Raw genomic sequence first — 15,700 nt, forward strand, 5'->3', positions numbered from 1 at the left:
ACTGAGGTCAGCCCCCAGGCCGGAGCTGCGTGAGGTCAACCGCTGGGCCGGAGGCACGTGAGGTCAACCGCTGGGCCGGACGTGCGTCAGGGCCTACAGGAGGGTGGCTCGGCCCCAGCCTCGGGCCAGGCGGTGACACGCGAACGTCCCGGTGGCTGCGGCGACGATCAAGAGGAGAGCGGCCACGGTCAAAGTCCTGGCCGTGTCGCCGTGCACGGCGGCCTGGAGCATGGTCAGGCCCCAGTAGCCGGGCGAGAACGGCGCTGCCAGCCGCAGCCAGTGCGGAAACAGGGTGACCGGGACCAGCGCGCCGCCGATCGTGGTGACCACCAGGGCGCCGATGTCGCAGATCGCGTGCAGCTCGCCGTGACTGCGGACGATCGCGGCCAGCGCCGAGCCGATCGCCAGCAGGAGCGCGCCCCACGCCAGGATCGCGACGCCGAGCAGCCAGAGTGCGCCGGCCGGGCGCATGCCGATCACCGCGATCCCGAACACGGTGAGGACGACTTGTTGCAGGAGCAGGACGGCGTACACCGGGAGGGCCTTGCCCAGCAGCAACTCGGCGGCGGAGGCTCGGGTGGCGCGGAGCCGGTCCCAGGTGTGCCAGCCGCGTTCGGTGAGGGTGGCGGCGCCGACGATGTGCAGGGCCAGTACCGAGAACATGATCAGCAGGCCGGTCGCGACCTGGGTGGTTCCGCCGGGGATCGCGCGTTGGTAGAGCGGTTTGAGCGCGAGCATGCCCAGCATCGGCATCAGCAGGTAGCTGAGGAACTGGCCCGGGTCACGCAGCCGCAACAGAGCGTTGTGCCTGGCCAGCGCAGTGATCCGCGACAACGACTCGATCATGGGAACCCTTTCGGACGGTGTGCGCGCGGAAATTCAGGTCTGCCGCGAGGGCGGCGGGGCGGAGAGAGGCGGTCAGGCGGCCAGGGAACGGTAGAGGTCGTCGAGGGTGGGGCGGTGGACGTCGATCTCGTGGACCGGGCCGGTGGCCGCGCCGAGCAGGCCGACCAGGGCCGCGGCGGGATCCGTGGTCCGGACCCGGACCTCGGGACCGTCGCCGGAACGGACCCGCACCTCGCTGGGCAGGCCGTTGAGCAGGTCAGACGTCGTACCCCGGGCAATGACACGGCCCGCACGAGCGACCGCGACCGTAGCGCCCAGATCAGCCAATTCCGGTAGATAGTGGGTGGTGTAGAGGACGGCGCAGCCGTCCGCGGCCCGGCGGCGCAGCGCCGCCAGCAACGACTGCCGGGTCTGCGGGTCGGCGCCGGCGGTCGGTTCGTCCATGACCAGCAACCCGGGCCGGTGCAGCAGCGCGAGCGCCGCCTGTACCCGTCGCTGCTGGCCGCCGGAGAGCAGCCCAGTGCGCCGGTCGAGGAAGTCCTCGAGCATCAGGTCGGCGATGACCTCGGCGGATGCCGTGGCCAGCGCGCGGCGGCGCAGGCCGGCCAGCGCGCCGAAGAGCCGCAGATGCTCGCGCGCCGTCGCGCTCGGATACAGCGCGATCCGCTGCGGCGCGACACCGATGTTTCCACGATCCACACCGGGCGAGCGGCCAGAGTTTCCACGATCCGCACCGAGCAAGCGGCCGACCTTTCCACGATCCAAGCCGGGCGGGCGACTGAGGTTTCCGCAATCCGCACCCGGCGGGCAGGCGGGGTTTCCGCAATCCACGGCCGGCGGGCGGGCGAGGTTTCCGCGGGCTGCGGCGGGTGGGCGGCCGCCGATGGTGACCGAGCCGGCGTCCGGCCGGATCAGGCCGGCGAGAATCTCCGCGAACGTCGACTTTCCGGCGCCGTTGTGCCCGACCAGGCCGACGATCTCGCCGGCCGCGACGTCGAGGGTGAAGCCGTCCAGGGCGCGAACCGCGCCGTACCTCTTGATCAGGTTCTCCGCGTGCAACATTCGGGCCTCCGGTCTACGCCGTAGACTGACGGTCTACACCGTAGACTGCACGGGTGCGGAAACTCAAGGACGCCCGGCGGCCGGAAATTCTCGACGCGACCCTGGAGATCGTCACGGAGCGCGGCCTCGACGCGCTCTCGATGCGCTCGGTGGCGCAGCGGCTCGGCCTCACCCCGATGGCGCTGTACGGCTATTTCCGCAGCAAGGAGGAGCTTCTCGACGCGCTCCTCGGCCGCCTGCTGGAGGAGGTCACCCCGCCGCCGGAGGGTTCCGACTGGCGGGCGGCGATGCTGCACCTGAGCTACGAGATGCGGGCCGTCGCCCGGCGCCACCCCACCGTGCTGCCGCTGGTCCTGACCCGCCCCGGCGTCAGCCCGGGCACCCTGCGCCTGATCGACCAGGTCTACCGGGCACTACTTTCCGCGGGGGTCCCCCGGGCGGAGATCCCCCGCCTCGAACGGACGCTCAGCACCTTCGTGATCGGTCACGTGTTGTCCGAGGTCAGCGGCCGCTTCAGCGTCGGCAGTCTGGACCCGGCGGCCCGGCGGGCACAGCTGCCCCCCGCGGAACTTCCCGGCCACCAGGCACTCGCCGCCGAACTGGACGCGCCGGTCGACTGGGAGGCCGAGTTCCGCGCCAACGCGGAAGATCTGCTCTCGCTGGTGGAACGTAGGATCACGGGTTGAGAGGAGCGCCGATGGACCGTTCCTTCATTCTTCTCAAACCCGATTGCCTGCGTACGAATCGGACCCCGGCCGTGGAAGCCGCCGCCACCGCCGAGGGCCTCCGGATCGCCTGTCGCCATCCGGTGTCACTGACCGAAAATGACGTCCGCTTCCTGTGGTCGGAGTACACCGACGGGTCCCACGTGCTGATGCGCGCGCTGCTGGACCGCTACCTGTGCGCCGGCCCGTCCGAGGCGCTGCTGCTCACCGGCCCCGGCGCGTTCGAGGCCGCCCGCCGGGTCAAGCGCACGATCCGCTCCCGCTACGCGAACGGCCCGTTCGCGAACCTCGTCCACACCGCCGAGCGCCGCGGCGAACTGGCCCGCCAGGCGAACCACCTGTTCGGCCGCTGCCCGATCTGCGCGGACCCGTTCGTGTCGGACGAGCCGCTGGTCAACGCCCCGCGCCCGGCCGGCCGCGACTTCCGCCGGGACGTCGACCTGCCCCGCCTGGTCGACTCCCTCTGGCCGGCCCTGCAGGCCCCCGACCCGCCGCCGCCCGCGCCGCACCGCCTGGACGGCCGCTCCCCCACCGCCGCGATCTACCTCGGCGACGACCGCGCCCACTCGCTGGACTCGGCGGTGACCGCGATCTGGTCCGCGCTCCCCGGCGTCGCCGTGGGCCACGCCCTGCAGCTGATGCTCTACGCCGGCCGGGTGGGCAGCTACCCGATCGCGGTGGGCGGCCCGGACGCGATCGCCGAAAGCCACCGCACGCTGCTCGCCCACAACTTCACCGCCTGCGGCATCGGCCCCGCCCCCACCCAGCACTGAGGGCAAAGCGGAACCGGCCACCGTCAGCGGCGGCGACCGACCGCGAGGGCAAAGAGGAACCGGCCACCGTCAGCGGCGGCGACCGACCGCCAGCGCGACGAGGAACTGGCCGCCGCCGGGCTCGACGGTCGCGGTCACCGGCAGCCCGGGAGCCAGCCGGGAGAACCGGTCGACCAGCCAGACGGCCGCCTCCTCGGCGTCCTTCTTGCTCGGACAGCGCGCCACCAGCTCCCGCCCACCCTTGCGCTCGAGCCGCTCGGCCACGGTGATCAGCGGCGCGGGCTCCACCACGTGCAGCCGGTCCGGCCAGGCGATGACCACCTTGACCGCCCCCTTGCGGGTGTTGCAGGCCCGATGCGCCAGCCGCTCGGCAATCTTCGCCTTCTTGTCCGCGGTCCGGCTGTCCACGCTGGGCCCACGCGGATCGTTCACCGACATGTCGGCGTCGACCGGCTCGTCGCACACCCAGCAGCGCCAGCCGTCCCGCTTCGCCACGTCATCAAGAAGACTCATCCGAGCAAACTAACGTGCCGCCGCCGGCTCCCACGACAACCCCGCCGACCGGGAACCACCCGGCCCGAGCAGCCGAGCAGCCGACCGTTACTAAGCGGCCAGGACGGCGGGCAACGACCGCTGCTAAACGGCCAGGGCGGCGGGCAACGGCGGTTACTGAGTGGCGAGGGCCGGGGCCAGGGGGCGCCGGGCGAATTCGCCGCCGGGTAGGCGGGTGGCCAGGGTGTAGACGAGCAGGGCGGCGAGGGTGACCGCCGCGCCGGCCCACAGCGGCGAGGTGTAGCCGAGGCCCGCGGTGATGGTCAGGCCGCCCAGCCAGGCGCCGAACGCGTTGCCCACGTTGAACGCGGCGATGTTCGCCCCGGACGCCAGGGTCGGCGCCTTGCCGGCGTAGCTGAGGATGCGCATCTGCAGCCCGGGCACCGTTCCGAAGCCGAACCCGCCCATCAGCAGCAGCCCCGCGACCGCCGCGATCTGGTTTCCGGCGGTCAGTGCGAACAGGGCCAGCGCCACGGTCAGCGCGGCCAGCAGGACCGTCAGGGTCCGCGGCACGTTGCGGTCGGCGGCCCGGCCGCCGAGGAGGTTGCCGATGAAAAGACCAAGACCGAAAACGATCAGGAGCCACGGTACGGCGGCAGCCGTGAACCCGCTCACCCCGGTAAGGGTGTACGCCAGGTAGCTGAAGGCCCCGAACATGCCCCCGAAGCCGAGCACGGTGACCAGGATCGACAGCCACACCTGAAGGCTCGCGAACACCCGGAACTCACCGAACACGCTGCCGCTCGGGGCGGCCGGCGTGGCCGGGATCAGCGCCGCGATCCCGGCGAGGGCGAGCACGCCCACGGCGGAGATGGCCCAGAACGTCGAGCGCCATCCGGCGGCCTGGCCCAGGAATGTCCCGAGCGGCACGCCGAGCACGTTGGCGACGGTCAGGCCGGTGAACATGATCGAGATCGCGCCGGCCTTCTTCTCGGCCGGCACCAGGTCGGTCGCCACCACCGTGCCGATGCCGAAGAACGCGCCGTGGCACAGCGCGGCCAGGATCCGCCCGAGCAGCATCAGGCCGTAGGTCGGGGCCAGCGCGGAGAGCACGTTCCCGGCGATGAACAGGACCATCAGCCCGAGCAGCGCCCGGCGGCGGTCGATCCGGGTCAGCGCGGCGGTGAGGACGATCGCGCCGACGGCGACCGCCAGGGCGTACCCGGAGATGAGGCCGCCGGCGACGGCTTCGGTGACCCGGAAGTCGGTGGCGACCTCGGGGAGCAGGCCGGCGATGACGAATTCGGTGAGTCCGATCCCGAAACCGCCGATCGCCAGCGCGTACAGGGCGATGGGCACGAGCATTCCTCCAGCGTGTGCAATATCCAGCGTGTGCAACTAAAAATACTTGCATGCGCGCTATACCCGCGCAAGCGGATGTAGAGTGAGCAGCGCCGCACCCACCGGGGCAGCGCCGCACCCACCGGAGCGGGCCGCACCCACCGGAGCGGGCCGCACCCACCGGAGCAGACTGCTGGACGGGTTGTGGGAAATCAGTGCGTGGGAGGGACGACGATGGGGATCGGCAACGACGCGGTGGAGATCCGCGCGCAGGGCTGGCGCCGCCTCGCCGCCCTGCACGGCCTGATCGAGACGGCTCTGGAGAAGGAGCTGCAGTCCGGCTTCAAGCTCTCGATGGTCGAGTTCACCGTGCTCGACGCGCTGAGCCGGCAGGACGGCTGGCACATGCGCATGCAGCAGCTGGCCCGCGCCGCGGCACTGTCCAGCAGCGCCACCACCCGCCTGGTGACCCGGCTGGAGGACCGCGGCCTGCTGACCCGGATCCTCTGCGCCGACGACCGCCGCGGCATCTACACCGAGCTGACCCCGGCCGGGCAGGCGCTGCTGGCCACGGCGCGACCGACCCACGACCGGGTCCTCGAAGCGTCGCTCACCCGGGCCGAGCTGATTCCCGAGCTGGAGAGCCTGGTCACGGCTCTGACCTCGGACGAGAAGACCGCTATCGACGTACGGAAATAGTGGTTTGCTGTTTTTGATGGGTTTTTGCCCGGTGGCCTCACCGGAATCGCACATTTATTGAGGCCGGTGGACTCGCTGAGCCAGAATGCGAGCCGTGACCGCCCGTATCCTTGTCGCCGACGACGACCCGAAGCACGCCCAGCTCATCCGGCTCTACCTGGAGCGGGAGGGGCACCAGGTGCTCACCGTCGGCGACGGCCGGGCGGCCCTGGAGCAGACCCGCGCGCGGCGGCCGGACCTGCTGGTCCTGGACGTGATGATGCCGCTGGTCGACGGCCTGGACGTGTGCCGGATCCTGCGCGCCGACCCGGACCCGGGGCTGGCCGGGGTGGCGATCCTGCTGGTCACGGCGCGCTCGGCGGAGAGCGACATGCTGCTCGGGCTGGACATCGGCGCCGACGACTACCTGAGCAAGCCGGTCAGCCCGCGGGAGCTGACCGCACGGATCCGGGCGCTGCTGCGCCGGGTGCGCGGCGGGGAGAGCCCCGAGGTGCTGCGGGTCGGTGACCTGGAGGTGGACGCGCCGCGCTTCGAGGTGCGGGTGAGCGGCAGCGCGGTGCGGCTGACCGCGAAGGAGTTCGCGATCCTGGAGCTGCTGGCCCGGGAGCCGGGGCGGGTGTTCACCCGGGGTCAGATCATCGACAAGACGTTCGGGTTCGAGAACGACGTCTCGGAGCGGACCGTGGATGCGCACGTGGTCAACCTGCGCCGCAAGATCGAGGCGAATCCGGCCGAGCCGCGGTACGTGCAGACCGTCTACGGGCGCGGTTACCGGATGGGCGAGCGGTGAGTTTCCGGCTGCGGATCTTCCTGCTGGTCTCGATCGTGGCCGGCACGGCGATCGGCGCGACGGCGTGGCTCACGCTCAGCCTCACCTCGCGGGAGGTCTCCCGGCTGGACAGCGCGCGGCAGAAGCACGAGGCGGAGATCACCGACGCGATCTGGACGTTCGGCGTCACCAACGGGCGGTGGAACGGCATCGACCGGGTCGTCGACGACCTGTCCCAGCGCACCGGCCTGCACATCCGGGTGGAGGCCGACGGCGAGGTGCTGACCGATTCCGACGTGCTGCACAACAAGATGGTCGGGCCGATCCAGACCAGTTACACCACGATCGACCCGTACCCGGAGCTCGAACCGGAGATCGGCCGGCAGGCCAGTGTGCTGTCCTCGGCCGCGTCGGCGAGCCCGGCCGATCAGAAGGTCGCGCAACTCTGGGCCAAGAACCCCAAGCGCCAGATGTACGTGACCGGCCCCGTCCCGGCCCGTCCGGAACTGCCCGCCGAGCTGTTCGCCACCACGCCGTCCGCCGCCGCCCTGCCGAATCTGGAGTCGCGCGCACTGTTCCAGGTGGCGCAGTACCGGGCCGCCCTGGTCGCGGTCCGCTGCGGGTACGAGGCCCAGCTGCTGCGCGCGCCGGCGCTGGGCCTGCTCACCGCGCCCTACCTGTCCCCCGCCCAGCTCGCCGCCGCCCCGCGGTGCGTCCGGGCCGGGCAGGTCAAGGTCTACGGCGACACGGGCTGGCTGGACCAGTGGTGGCAGGCGATCGCCCAGTGCCGGCTCCAGCCGATGATGTACTTCAACCAGTGCCTGCCGTCGGAGTTCGTCCAGGCGGCGTCGAGCACCGCCGCGCTGCCGGTGCGGGTCTTCTTCGGCGCCGGGCAGATGGAGTTGACCGGGCTGGCCCAGCCGGCCGTGTTCGGCGCGGCCGGGCTGCTGCTGGCCGCCGCGATCGGCACCGCCTGGATCGCCCGCCGGATCAGCCGGCCGGTGCGGGCGCTGACCGGCGCGTCGCTGCAGCTCGCCGCCGGCCAGCTGGACGTGCGGGTGGCCACCCGGGGCAAGGACGAGCTGGCGTTCCTGTCGTCGTCGTTCAACGCGATGGCCGAGGCGGTGCAGCGCAGCGAGGAGCGCCAGCGCCGGCTGGTCGCCGACGTCGCGCACGAGTTGCGCACCCCGCTGTCGAACCTGCGCGGTTACCTGGAGGGCCTGGCCGACGGGGTGATCGAGCCGAGCCCGGAGCTGTTCGCGTCGCTGCACGAGGAGACGCTGCTGACCCGCCGGATCCTCGACGACCTGCAGTACCTGGCGCTGGCCGAGGCGGGCGACCTGGCGTACCACCCGGAGCCGCTGGACCTGTCCGAGCTGGCCGCGACGGCGGTCACCGCGCACCGGGCGAACGCCGCGAACGCCGGGCTGGAGATCGTCATCGACGCGCCCGAGCCGGTCCACGTGCACGCCGACCCGGGCCGGATCCGGCAGGTGCTGGGCAACCTGCTCAGCAACGCGATCCGCTACACCGACGCCGGTGGCCGGGTCGAGGTGCGGGTGGCCCGCGACCCGTTGACCGCGATCCTGTCGGTGACCGACACCGGCGTGGGCATGTCCGAGGCGGAGGTGTCCCGGGTGTTCGACCGGTTCTGGCGGGCCGACCCGGCCCGGCAGCGGGCCACCGGCGGGTCCGGGCTCGGGCTCACCATCGCCCGGCGGATCGTCGACGACCACGGCGGCAACATCGGCGCGACCAGCCGGCCGGGGCTGGGGTCCACGTTCACGGTCCGGCTGCCGGCGGCTATCCGCCCGTGATCCGGCGCAGGGTGCTGCGGCCGAGCCGGGCCATCGGCGGGTTGGTCCGGTCGTAGTACCAGACCAGGCCCATGGCCTGTTGGAACGCCCAGGCTCGGCCGCGTTCCCAGTCCAGGTCGGTGCAGGTGACCGCCGATCGGAAGGCTTCCCGGGTCGCCCGGTCGAAGAGGTGCCAGGCGCAGATCAGGTCCAGCGCCGGATCGGCCGGGCCGAGGCCGCCGACGTCGAGGACCCCGGCCAGGTGATCACCGTCGGACAGCAGGTTGCCGGGGATCAGGTCGCCGTGGCACATCACTTCCGGGGACTCGCGGGGCAGCTCGCGCAGCTCGGCCCAGAGCCGGCGCAGCGCCGGGACGTCGAGCAGGCCCTCGCCGGCGCGGAAACACGACTCCAGGTACGCGTCGTGGGCCGGGAGGTCGCCGCCGCGTCCCTGGCCGCGGAACGTGCGGCCGGCCGGGTCCAGGGTGCGGACGCCGTGGATGAACTCGGCCATGTCGTACCCGAAAGCCTGGTTTTGCTGGTGTGAATTTTCGCTGGTCACGGTGCCCGGGAGCCAGGTTTGGACGGACCACGGCCGGGGGAAGCCGGGGCCGGGCACGCCGAGCGCGACCGGCTCGGGGGTGCGGAACCGGGTCGCGCCGAACAGCTCGCGGGCGGCCGCGGCCTCGGCCTCGACGTCCTGGTCCTGCAGCGGGAAGCGGGCGGTGAGGCCGTCGCCGAGGCGGAAGACCGCGTTGACGGTGCCGTGCACGCCGACCCGGGCCAGCGGGAGGTCGCGCCACTGCGGAAACTGGGCGGCGAGCAGTGCATGTGCGGTTTCGGTCCGCATCACAGCGGGCCGTAGCGGCGGGCGGCCGCCGGGTCCCGGCGGGCGGCCTCGGCGAGCTCGTCGGCCATCAGCACGCGCAGGGCGGTCGAGGCGGACGGGCCGAACGGGTCGAATCGCGGCGGGTCGCCCTGCCGGCCGGAGGACTGCCAGGTGAGCCAGGCGTCGTCGAGCGTGCGATCCGCCGTACCGAAGCAGGTTCTCAGAAAGGCGAACGCGGCGCGCAGCGACGCCGTCGCCTCCGGGCCGAGATGGTCGGCGCCGCGCACCAGGTGGTAGTCGTGGGCGATGTCGAGATCCCACAGCTCGCGGTGCAGCAGCTCGGCGCCGTCGTGCATGTTGAACACGTCGTGGTCGCCGCAGCGGAGCAGGATCGGCAGGCCGCTGGACCGGATCTGATCGGCGTTGGCGCGCAGCCGGTGCACGATCGTGTCCTCCGGGCGCATCTCGGCGGCGAACTGCGCGAGCACGCTGAGCGTGTTGCGGGGCCGCGGCTCGGCGGTGAGCAGCGCGGGCGACACCGCGGCGACCGCGGTGAAGCGCGCCGGGTCGGCGAAGGCGATCCGCAGCGCGCCGTAGCCGCCCATCGAGCTGCCGACCAGCGCGATCGCGCCGGTGTTGAACTCCGTCGCCAGGTGCGCGGGGAACTCCTCGGCGACCAGGCGCTCCCATCGGCCCAGGTAGAAGCCGCCGACGGTCGGCGTCGAGAGGCAGGCGACCAGGGTCCGCGGGAGGCCGGCCGCCTCGATCACCGGCCGCATCATGGTGAGCACGTCCGCGGAGGAATTCGCCCCGTGCAGCACCAGAATCAGCGGCAGTCTTTCCGCGTTCGTCCAGCCTTCCGGGGTGAGCACGGTGTAGCCGTGGTCGTCGAGGGTGCCGCGCACGAGGTCCATTCCGGCCAGCCTTCCAGTGGTGCGGGAGTGGCGGCCAGCGAATAAACTCCGGCGGATGCGACTGAGGCGGTTGTGGGTCAAGCATCACGAGGCGGCCAAGTTCCTGCTCGTCGGCGGGGTCTGCCTGGTCGTCACCACCGCGATCAACTACCTGCTGAAGCTGACCGTGCTGCACGAGAAGCCGGTCACCGCGCTCGCCTTCGCGACGATCGTGGCCACGATCCTGTCCTACGTGCTGAACCGGGAGTGGTCGTTCCGGACCCGCGGCGGCCGCGAGCAGCATCACGAGGCGGCGCTGTTCTTCGCGGTCAGCGCGATCGGAATCGGTCTGAACCTGGTCCCGCTCGCGGTCTCGCGCTACCTGCTCGACCTGCGCGTGCCGGACGTCAGCCGCCCGATGCAGGAGATCGCCGACTTCGTCAGCGGGATCGTGCTGGGCACGCTGATCGCGATGGCCTTCCGGCTCTGGGCGTTCAAGCGCTTCGTCTTCCCGCACGAGGACGCGCGCCCGGCGCGCTCCCGCCCGGGGCCGCGCACCCGGTCCCTGCGGCATCGCCCGCGTCCGGCGGCTCGGGACCGGTCCGACCTCTAGGTTCTGTCCCGCCGATCGCGCGGGAGCCGCAACGTAGTCCGGTAGGCCGGTGCGGTGAGGCGGGCCGGCATGGAATGGTGTGCGCGTGCAGATCGAGCTGGATGACGCTGTCGTGACCCCGGACCAGGGGCGCTGACCGCGTGCGCGCCGGACGTGTGGTGAGTGTGGAGGCGCCCGGGCGCCGCGGTTCGGGCTACCTGATCGCCGGGCGGCTGGTGCTGACCTCGGCCGAGGTCGCGCCGGCGGTCGGCGAGCCGGTGACGATCGTGCCGGTCTCCTCCGGGCGGTCGTTCCCCGGGGTGGTGACCTGGCGGGGAACGCCGGGCGCGCTGGTCCGGGTCGACGATCCGGGCTGGAGCGACGTGAGCGACCCGGCCCCGGTGTTCGGGCGGGTCGCCACCGCCCGGGCCGGCCTGCCCGGGGAGACGTGGGGCTCGGCGAGCCGGGAGCGGGTGGCCGGCTCGGTGAGCTTCGAAGCCGACCGGCTGGTGCTCAGCGCCCCGGACGAGCCGGCCGCCGGCGCCGCGGTGTTCTGCCACGGCCTGCTCGTCGGCGTGGTCGCCGACGGCGGGCCCGGGCTGCTCGAAGTGGCGCCGGTCGCCGGGCTGTCCCGGGAGCCGGGCTTCCTCGAGGCGGCCGGGCGGGCCATCCCGCGGCTCGCGCCGGTTGAGCTGGCCGCCGCCCAGCTGACCGAGCCGGACCAGCCGCGCTCCCCCGCCACGCTGCTCAGCGCCGCCGCCGAGGTGGTCGGCTTCCGCGGCCGGCAGCAGCTGATCGACGAGCTGGGCGCCTGGTGCTCCGGCGCCGGCTTCGCGACCCTGCTGCTGCACGGCCCGGCCGGGCAGGGCAAGTCCCGGCTCGGTCACGAGCTGGCCGGCCGGCTGACCGCGGCCGGCTGGGCCACCCTGTGGCTCGACGAGGCGGCCCCCACCGACGCGCTCGCGGTGCTGGCCGACGTGGTGGTGCCGCTGCTGGTCGTGGTGGACACCGCGGAGACCCGGCCGGACCAGCTCCGGGCGCTGTTGCAGGCGTGCGCCGGGCACGACGGGACGCGGCCGCTGCGGGTGCTGCTGCTGGCCCGGACGGCCGGGGACTGGTGGCGGCTGCTGCGTACCGACCCGGCCGCCGAGCGGCTGCTCGACGGCGCGTCCGTGGTGGAGCTGCCGGTGCTGGACGAGGACCCGGCCGGCCGGGCCGACGCGTACCGGCAGGCGATCCAGGACCTGGCCGGCACGCTCCCGCACGTGCCCGGGTACGCCGTGCACAACTGGGCGTCGGTCGCCGCGCGGCTGACCGCCGAGCCGCACGACGCCGGCGGCGAGGCGCTGACCGTGCAGACCACCGCGCTCGCCGACCTGCTCGACGCGATGTGGCCCGGCCCGGCCGCCGACGGGCGCAAGACCGCCGAGGACCGGGTGCTGGCGCACGAGCAGCGCTACTGGTCGTTCACCGCGGCCTGGCACGGCCTCGATGTCGCCGAGCCGGCCCTGCAGGACGTGCTCGCCGCGGCGTTCCTGTTCAGCCCGACCGACTCCGAGCAGGCCTACCGGTTCCTGGGCGCGGTCGCCGACCAGGACCGGCGCAACACACTGCGGGCCTGGCTGGCCGACCTCTACCCGGGCACGAACGGCCGGCCCTGGGGCACGCTGCCGCCGGACCGGCTCGCCGAGCGCTTCGCCGGGCTGCGCCTGGCCCGCTCCCCGGGTCTGCCCGAGCCGCTGATCCCGGTCGCCACCGACCGCCAGCTGCGGCGGATGCTGGCCGTCTACGCCCGGCACCCGGGTCTCGCCGAGCGGCTGGTCGACCTGTGCGTCCGGCACGCCGACCGGCTCACCCCGGCCATCGTCGCGACCGCCACCAGCATCGACACGCCCGAGCCGCTGCTCGCCGCGCTGCAGCGGATCAGCGCCGACCCGGACACCGACGTGGAGCGGCTGGCGCTGATCGGCGACGGGCTGCCCCGGCTCAGCCCGCTCGCGGTGGAGATCGCCCAGCGGGTCACCGACCGGCACCGGCAGTCCGGCCGGGCCGCGGAGCTGGCCACCGCGCTCAACAACCTGTCGATCCGGCTCGGCGACCTGGGCCACAACGGTCCGGCGCTGGCCGCGATCGAGGAGGCCGTCATGATCCACCGGCAGCTCGCCGGGGAGCGGCCGGAGACGTTCGAGGCGGACCTGGCCCGCTCGCTGGGCAACCTGTCGGTCCGGCTGGGCGAGCTGGAGCAGCCCGAGCCGGGCCTGGCCGCGGCCGAGGAGGCCACCGGGATCTACCGGCGGCTCGCCACCCGGCAGCCGGACACGTTCGTACCCGACCTGGCCTCGGCGCTGATGAACCTGTCGCTCAGCCTCGGCGCGCTCGAACAGTTCCCGGCCGGGCTGGCCGCGATCGAGGAGTCCGTCGACCTGTACGGGCAGCTCGCCACGCACCGGCCGGACACGTACCTGCCGGACCTGGCCGCGGCGCTGAGCGTGCTCGGGATCAGCCTGGGCAGCCTGGACCGGGACGAGCCGAGCCGGGCGGTGGCCGAGGAGGCCGTCACGATCCGCCGGCAGCTGGTCGCCCAGCGGCCGGACGCGTTCCTGCCCGGCCTGGCGACCGCGCTGACCGACCTGGCCGTCCGGCACGTCGTGCTCGGCGAGCGGGAGTCGGCGCTGGCCGCGATCGAGGAGGCGCTCGCCATCCGGCACCAGCTCGTGGAGCGGTCGCCGGCCGCGTTCGGCGAGGATCTGGAGTGGTCGCTGCACGTCCACAAGGTGATCCTGGAGTCCGCCGCCCCGGAGTGAATTGTGCGGATCAGGTGAAGAACTTTCACGCGAGGCCGTGCGGGCCCGGAAGCCCGCAGGATCCGCACAGGTTCTTCACGAGCCGGCCCTACGGTCGCCTCCTCGACCAGGAACACGAGGAGGCCCGCGATGTGTGGTCTGAGTGCGTACTTCAGCAGCCGGTCCGACGCCGGACCGATCGACGAGACGATGGCGGCGGCCTTCGCCGCCGCGCTGGAGAGCATGCGGCACCGGGGGCCGGACGACACCCGGATCGAGCACGGCGACGGCTACGCGCTCGGTTTCAACCGGCTCGCGATCATCGACCGGGACCATTCGGTGCAGCCGCTGCACTACGCCGACCGCTGGTCGGTGGTGTTCAACGGCGAGATCTACAACTACCGCGAGCTGCGCGCCGAGCTGATCCGCGACCACCGGGCGAGCTTCGCCACCGACGGGGACTCCGAGGTGCTCGCCGCCGCGTTCCACTACTGGGGCGAGGCGGCGCTGCCCCGGCTGCGCGGGATGTTCGCGTTCGTCGCCTACGACCACCGGACCGGCACCGTGCACGCCGCCCGGGACGCGTTCGGGGTCAAGCCGCTCTACCTGCTGGAGACCGCGGACGGGCTGTGGCTGGCCAGCGAGCGCAAGGCCCTCGACCCGTTCGCGGCGCCGGCCGGGGGCGCGCTGAACACCGACGCGGTCGGGCACTACCTGACGTTCCAGTACGTACCGGACCCGATCACCCTGCACCGGCACATCCGCCGCCTCCCGCCGGGCCACCGCCTGGTCTGGACGCCGGGCGGCGGGGTCCGCGAGCACCGCTGGTTCCGGCCGTCACTGCGGCCGCTGCGCCTGCAGCCGGCGGCCGCTCACCAGGCCATCCAGGACGCGTTGCGGGCCAGTGTCCGGACCCACCTGCACGCCGACGTCCCGGTCGGCACGTTCCTGTCCAGCGGCGTCGACTCCTCCGCGGTCGCGGCGCTCGCCGCCGAGGCCCGGCCGGGCATCCACGCGTTCACCGCCGGGTTCGCCGCCGACGGGTACTCCGAGATCGAGATCGCCCAGGACACCGCGAACCAGCTCGGCATCCCGCTGACCCCGACCGTGGTCACCGACGAGCAGGTGCTCGCCGAGCTGCCCCGGATCGTGCAGCTGCTCGACGACCCGGTGGCCGACCCGTCGCTGATCCCGCTCTACTTCCTGGCCCGCACCGCCGCGCGGTACGTGACCGTGGTGCTCTCCGGCGAGGGCGCCGACGAGCTGTTCGGCGGGTACACGATCTACCGCGAGCCGCTGTCGCTGGCCGGCGTCGACCGGCTGCCGCAGGGCGTCAAGCGCGGCCTGAAGCACCTCGCGCACGCGCTGCCCGAGGGCGTGAAGGGCCGCTCGTTCCTGGAGCGCGGGACCACCCCGATCGAGCAGCGCTACTACGGCAATGCCCGGATCTTCGATCCGGAGGAGAAGGCGCGGCTCATGCGCTTCACCGCCGAGCCGCACACGGCGATCACCTCCCGGCTGTACGCGGAGACCGCCGACGTGGACGAGGTGGCCTCCATGCAGTACGTGGACCTGCACACCTGGCTGCCCGGCGACATCCTGGTCAAGGCCGACCGGATGTCGATGGCGCACAGCCTGGAGCTGCGGGTGCCGTTCCTGGACCAGCAGGTCTACGCCGCCGCGGCCGGGCTGTCGACCGAGCTGAAGCTGCCGCACGGCTCCCGCACCACCAAGGCGGCGCTGCGCGAGGCGATGCGCGGGATCGTCCCGGAGTCCGTGCGGGACCGGCCCAAACTGGGCTTCCCGACTCCGACCCGGCTGTGGCTGCGCGGCGTGATCGGCGACTGGGTGGACCACCTGTTCGCCACCTCGCAGACCGGCCACCTGCTGGACCTGGAGTACGCCCGCGGCCTGCTCGCCGAGCACCGGGCCGGGACGGCGGACCGGTCCCGCAAGGTGTGGACGGTCGCGATGTTCTGCCTCTGGCACGCGATCAACGTGGAGCGGACGATCGTGGTCCCGCAGCCGGCGGCGGAACGGGTCATGACGACCTACTGAGACCTTCCCGAACGGCGGCGCCGTCCCGCCTCCCCGCGGGGC

Annotated in this window: 14 protein-coding genes; 8 read left to right on the forward strand and 6 right to left on the reverse strand. The window is 73.0% G+C overall.

Annotation, left to right across the window (positions count from 1 at the left end; all coding sequences use genetic code 11):
• Positions 1-93: 93 nt before the first annotated feature.
• Both L3i22_RS36190 and L3i22_RS36195 read right to left on the reverse strand, forming a co-directional pair.
• The gene (locus L3i22_RS36190) at positions 94-846 is read right to left on the reverse strand and encodes an ABC transporter permease (RefSeq protein WP_221321973.1); all 753 of its coding nucleotides are present in this window, start codon (positions 844-846) and stop codon (positions 94-96) included.
• Between the two features lie 72 nt (positions 847-918).
• Positions 919-1,908, reverse strand: coding sequence for an ABC transporter ATP-binding protein (locus L3i22_RS36195; protein WP_221321974.1), 990 nt, complete (start codon positions 1,906-1,908; stop codon positions 919-921).
• 53 nt (positions 1,909-1,961) lie between these two features.
• Between L3i22_RS36195 and L3i22_RS36200 the strand changes: the two genes are divergently transcribed.
• Together L3i22_RS36200 and L3i22_RS36205 are read left to right on the forward strand one after the other, a co-directional pair.
• Complete coding sequence (locus tag L3i22_RS36200) at positions 1,962-2,594, forward strand: TetR/AcrR family transcriptional regulator (RefSeq protein ID WP_221321975.1); 633 nt, start codon at positions 1,962-1,964, stop codon at positions 2,592-2,594.
• An 11-nt stretch (positions 2,595-2,605) separates the two neighbouring features.
• A complete protein-coding gene (locus L3i22_RS36205) occupies positions 2,606-3,406 on the forward strand; it encodes a nucleoside-diphosphate kinase (RefSeq protein ID WP_221321976.1) in 801 nt (266 codons plus the stop codon).
• Positions 3,407-3,475: 69 nt separating this feature from the next.
• Here L3i22_RS36205 and L3i22_RS36210 read toward each other — a convergent pair whose 3' ends face one another.
• Together L3i22_RS36210 and L3i22_RS36215 are read right to left on the reverse strand one after the other, a co-directional pair.
• On the reverse strand, positions 3,476-3,919 hold the full coding sequence (locus L3i22_RS36210) for a hypothetical protein (RefSeq protein ID WP_221321977.1): 444 nt from the start codon (positions 3,917-3,919) through the stop codon (positions 3,476-3,478).
• Positions 3,920-4,072: 153 nt separating this feature from the next.
• On the reverse strand, positions 4,073-5,263 hold the full coding sequence (locus tag L3i22_RS36215) for an MFS transporter (protein ID WP_255657427.1): 1,191 nt from the start codon (positions 5,261-5,263) through the stop codon (positions 4,073-4,075).
• A gap of 210 nt (positions 5,264-5,473) precedes the next feature.
• Between L3i22_RS36215 and L3i22_RS36220 the strand changes: the two genes are divergently transcribed.
• The 3 genes from L3i22_RS36220 to L3i22_RS36230 all read left to right on the forward strand — a co-directional run bounded on the left by L3i22_RS36220 (position 5,474) and on the right by L3i22_RS36230 (position 8,524).
• Positions 5,474-5,938, forward strand: a complete 465-nt coding sequence (locus tag L3i22_RS36220) for a MarR family winged helix-turn-helix transcriptional regulator (RefSeq protein WP_221321978.1) — start codon at positions 5,474-5,476, stop codon at positions 5,936-5,938.
• Between the two features lie 85 nt (positions 5,939-6,023).
• A complete protein-coding gene (locus L3i22_RS36225; RefSeq protein ID WP_221321979.1) occupies positions 6,024-6,728 on the forward strand; it encodes a response regulator transcription factor in 705 nt (234 codons plus the stop codon).
• Positions 6,725-8,524 (forward strand): cell wall metabolism sensor histidine kinase WalK, encoded by a 1,800-nt coding sequence (locus L3i22_RS36230; RefSeq protein WP_221321980.1) that lies wholly within the window; start codon positions 6,725-6,727, stop codon positions 8,522-8,524. The genes L3i22_RS36225 and L3i22_RS36230 overlap by 4 nt, the downstream gene beginning before the upstream one ends.
• Here the strand turns inward: L3i22_RS36230 and L3i22_RS36235 are convergent.
• Both L3i22_RS36235 and L3i22_RS36240 read right to left on the reverse strand, forming a co-directional pair.
• Positions 8,511-9,353, reverse strand: a complete 843-nt coding sequence (locus tag L3i22_RS36235) for an aminoglycoside phosphotransferase family protein (protein WP_221321981.1) — start codon at positions 9,351-9,353, stop codon at positions 8,511-8,513. The two genes, L3i22_RS36230 and L3i22_RS36235, sit on opposite strands and share 14 nt — an antisense overlap.
• Positions 9,353-10,246, reverse strand: a complete 894-nt coding sequence (locus tag L3i22_RS36240; protein ID WP_221321982.1) for an alpha/beta hydrolase-fold protein — start codon at positions 10,244-10,246, stop codon at positions 9,353-9,355. The genes L3i22_RS36235 and L3i22_RS36240 overlap by 1 nt, the downstream gene beginning before the upstream one ends.
• Positions 10,247-10,301: 55 nt before the next feature.
• Between L3i22_RS36240 and L3i22_RS36245 the strand changes: the two genes are divergently transcribed.
• The 3 genes from L3i22_RS36245 to asnB all read left to right on the forward strand — a co-directional run bounded on the left by L3i22_RS36245 (position 10,302) and on the right by asnB (position 15,658).
• Positions 10,302-10,838 (forward strand): GtrA family protein, encoded by a 537-nt coding sequence (locus L3i22_RS36245; protein WP_221321983.1) that lies wholly within the window; start codon positions 10,302-10,304, stop codon positions 10,836-10,838.
• 140 nt (positions 10,839-10,978) lie between these two features.
• A complete protein-coding gene (locus tag L3i22_RS36250; protein WP_221321984.1) occupies positions 10,979-13,621 on the forward strand; it encodes a tetratricopeptide repeat protein in 2,643 nt (880 codons plus the stop codon).
• A gap of 129 nt (positions 13,622-13,750) precedes the next feature.
• Entirely contained in the window at positions 13,751-15,658 is a 1,908-nt protein-coding gene (asnB, locus tag L3i22_RS36255) for an asparagine synthase (glutamine-hydrolyzing) (protein WP_221321985.1), read from the forward strand.
• The last annotated feature ends 42 nt before the right edge of the window (positions 15,659-15,700 follow it).

Origin of the sequence: Actinoplanes sp. L3-i22, assembly GCF_019704555.1 — a bacterium.
Taxonomy (GTDB): domain Bacteria; phylum Actinomycetota; class Actinomycetes; order Mycobacteriales; family Micromonosporaceae; genus Actinoplanes.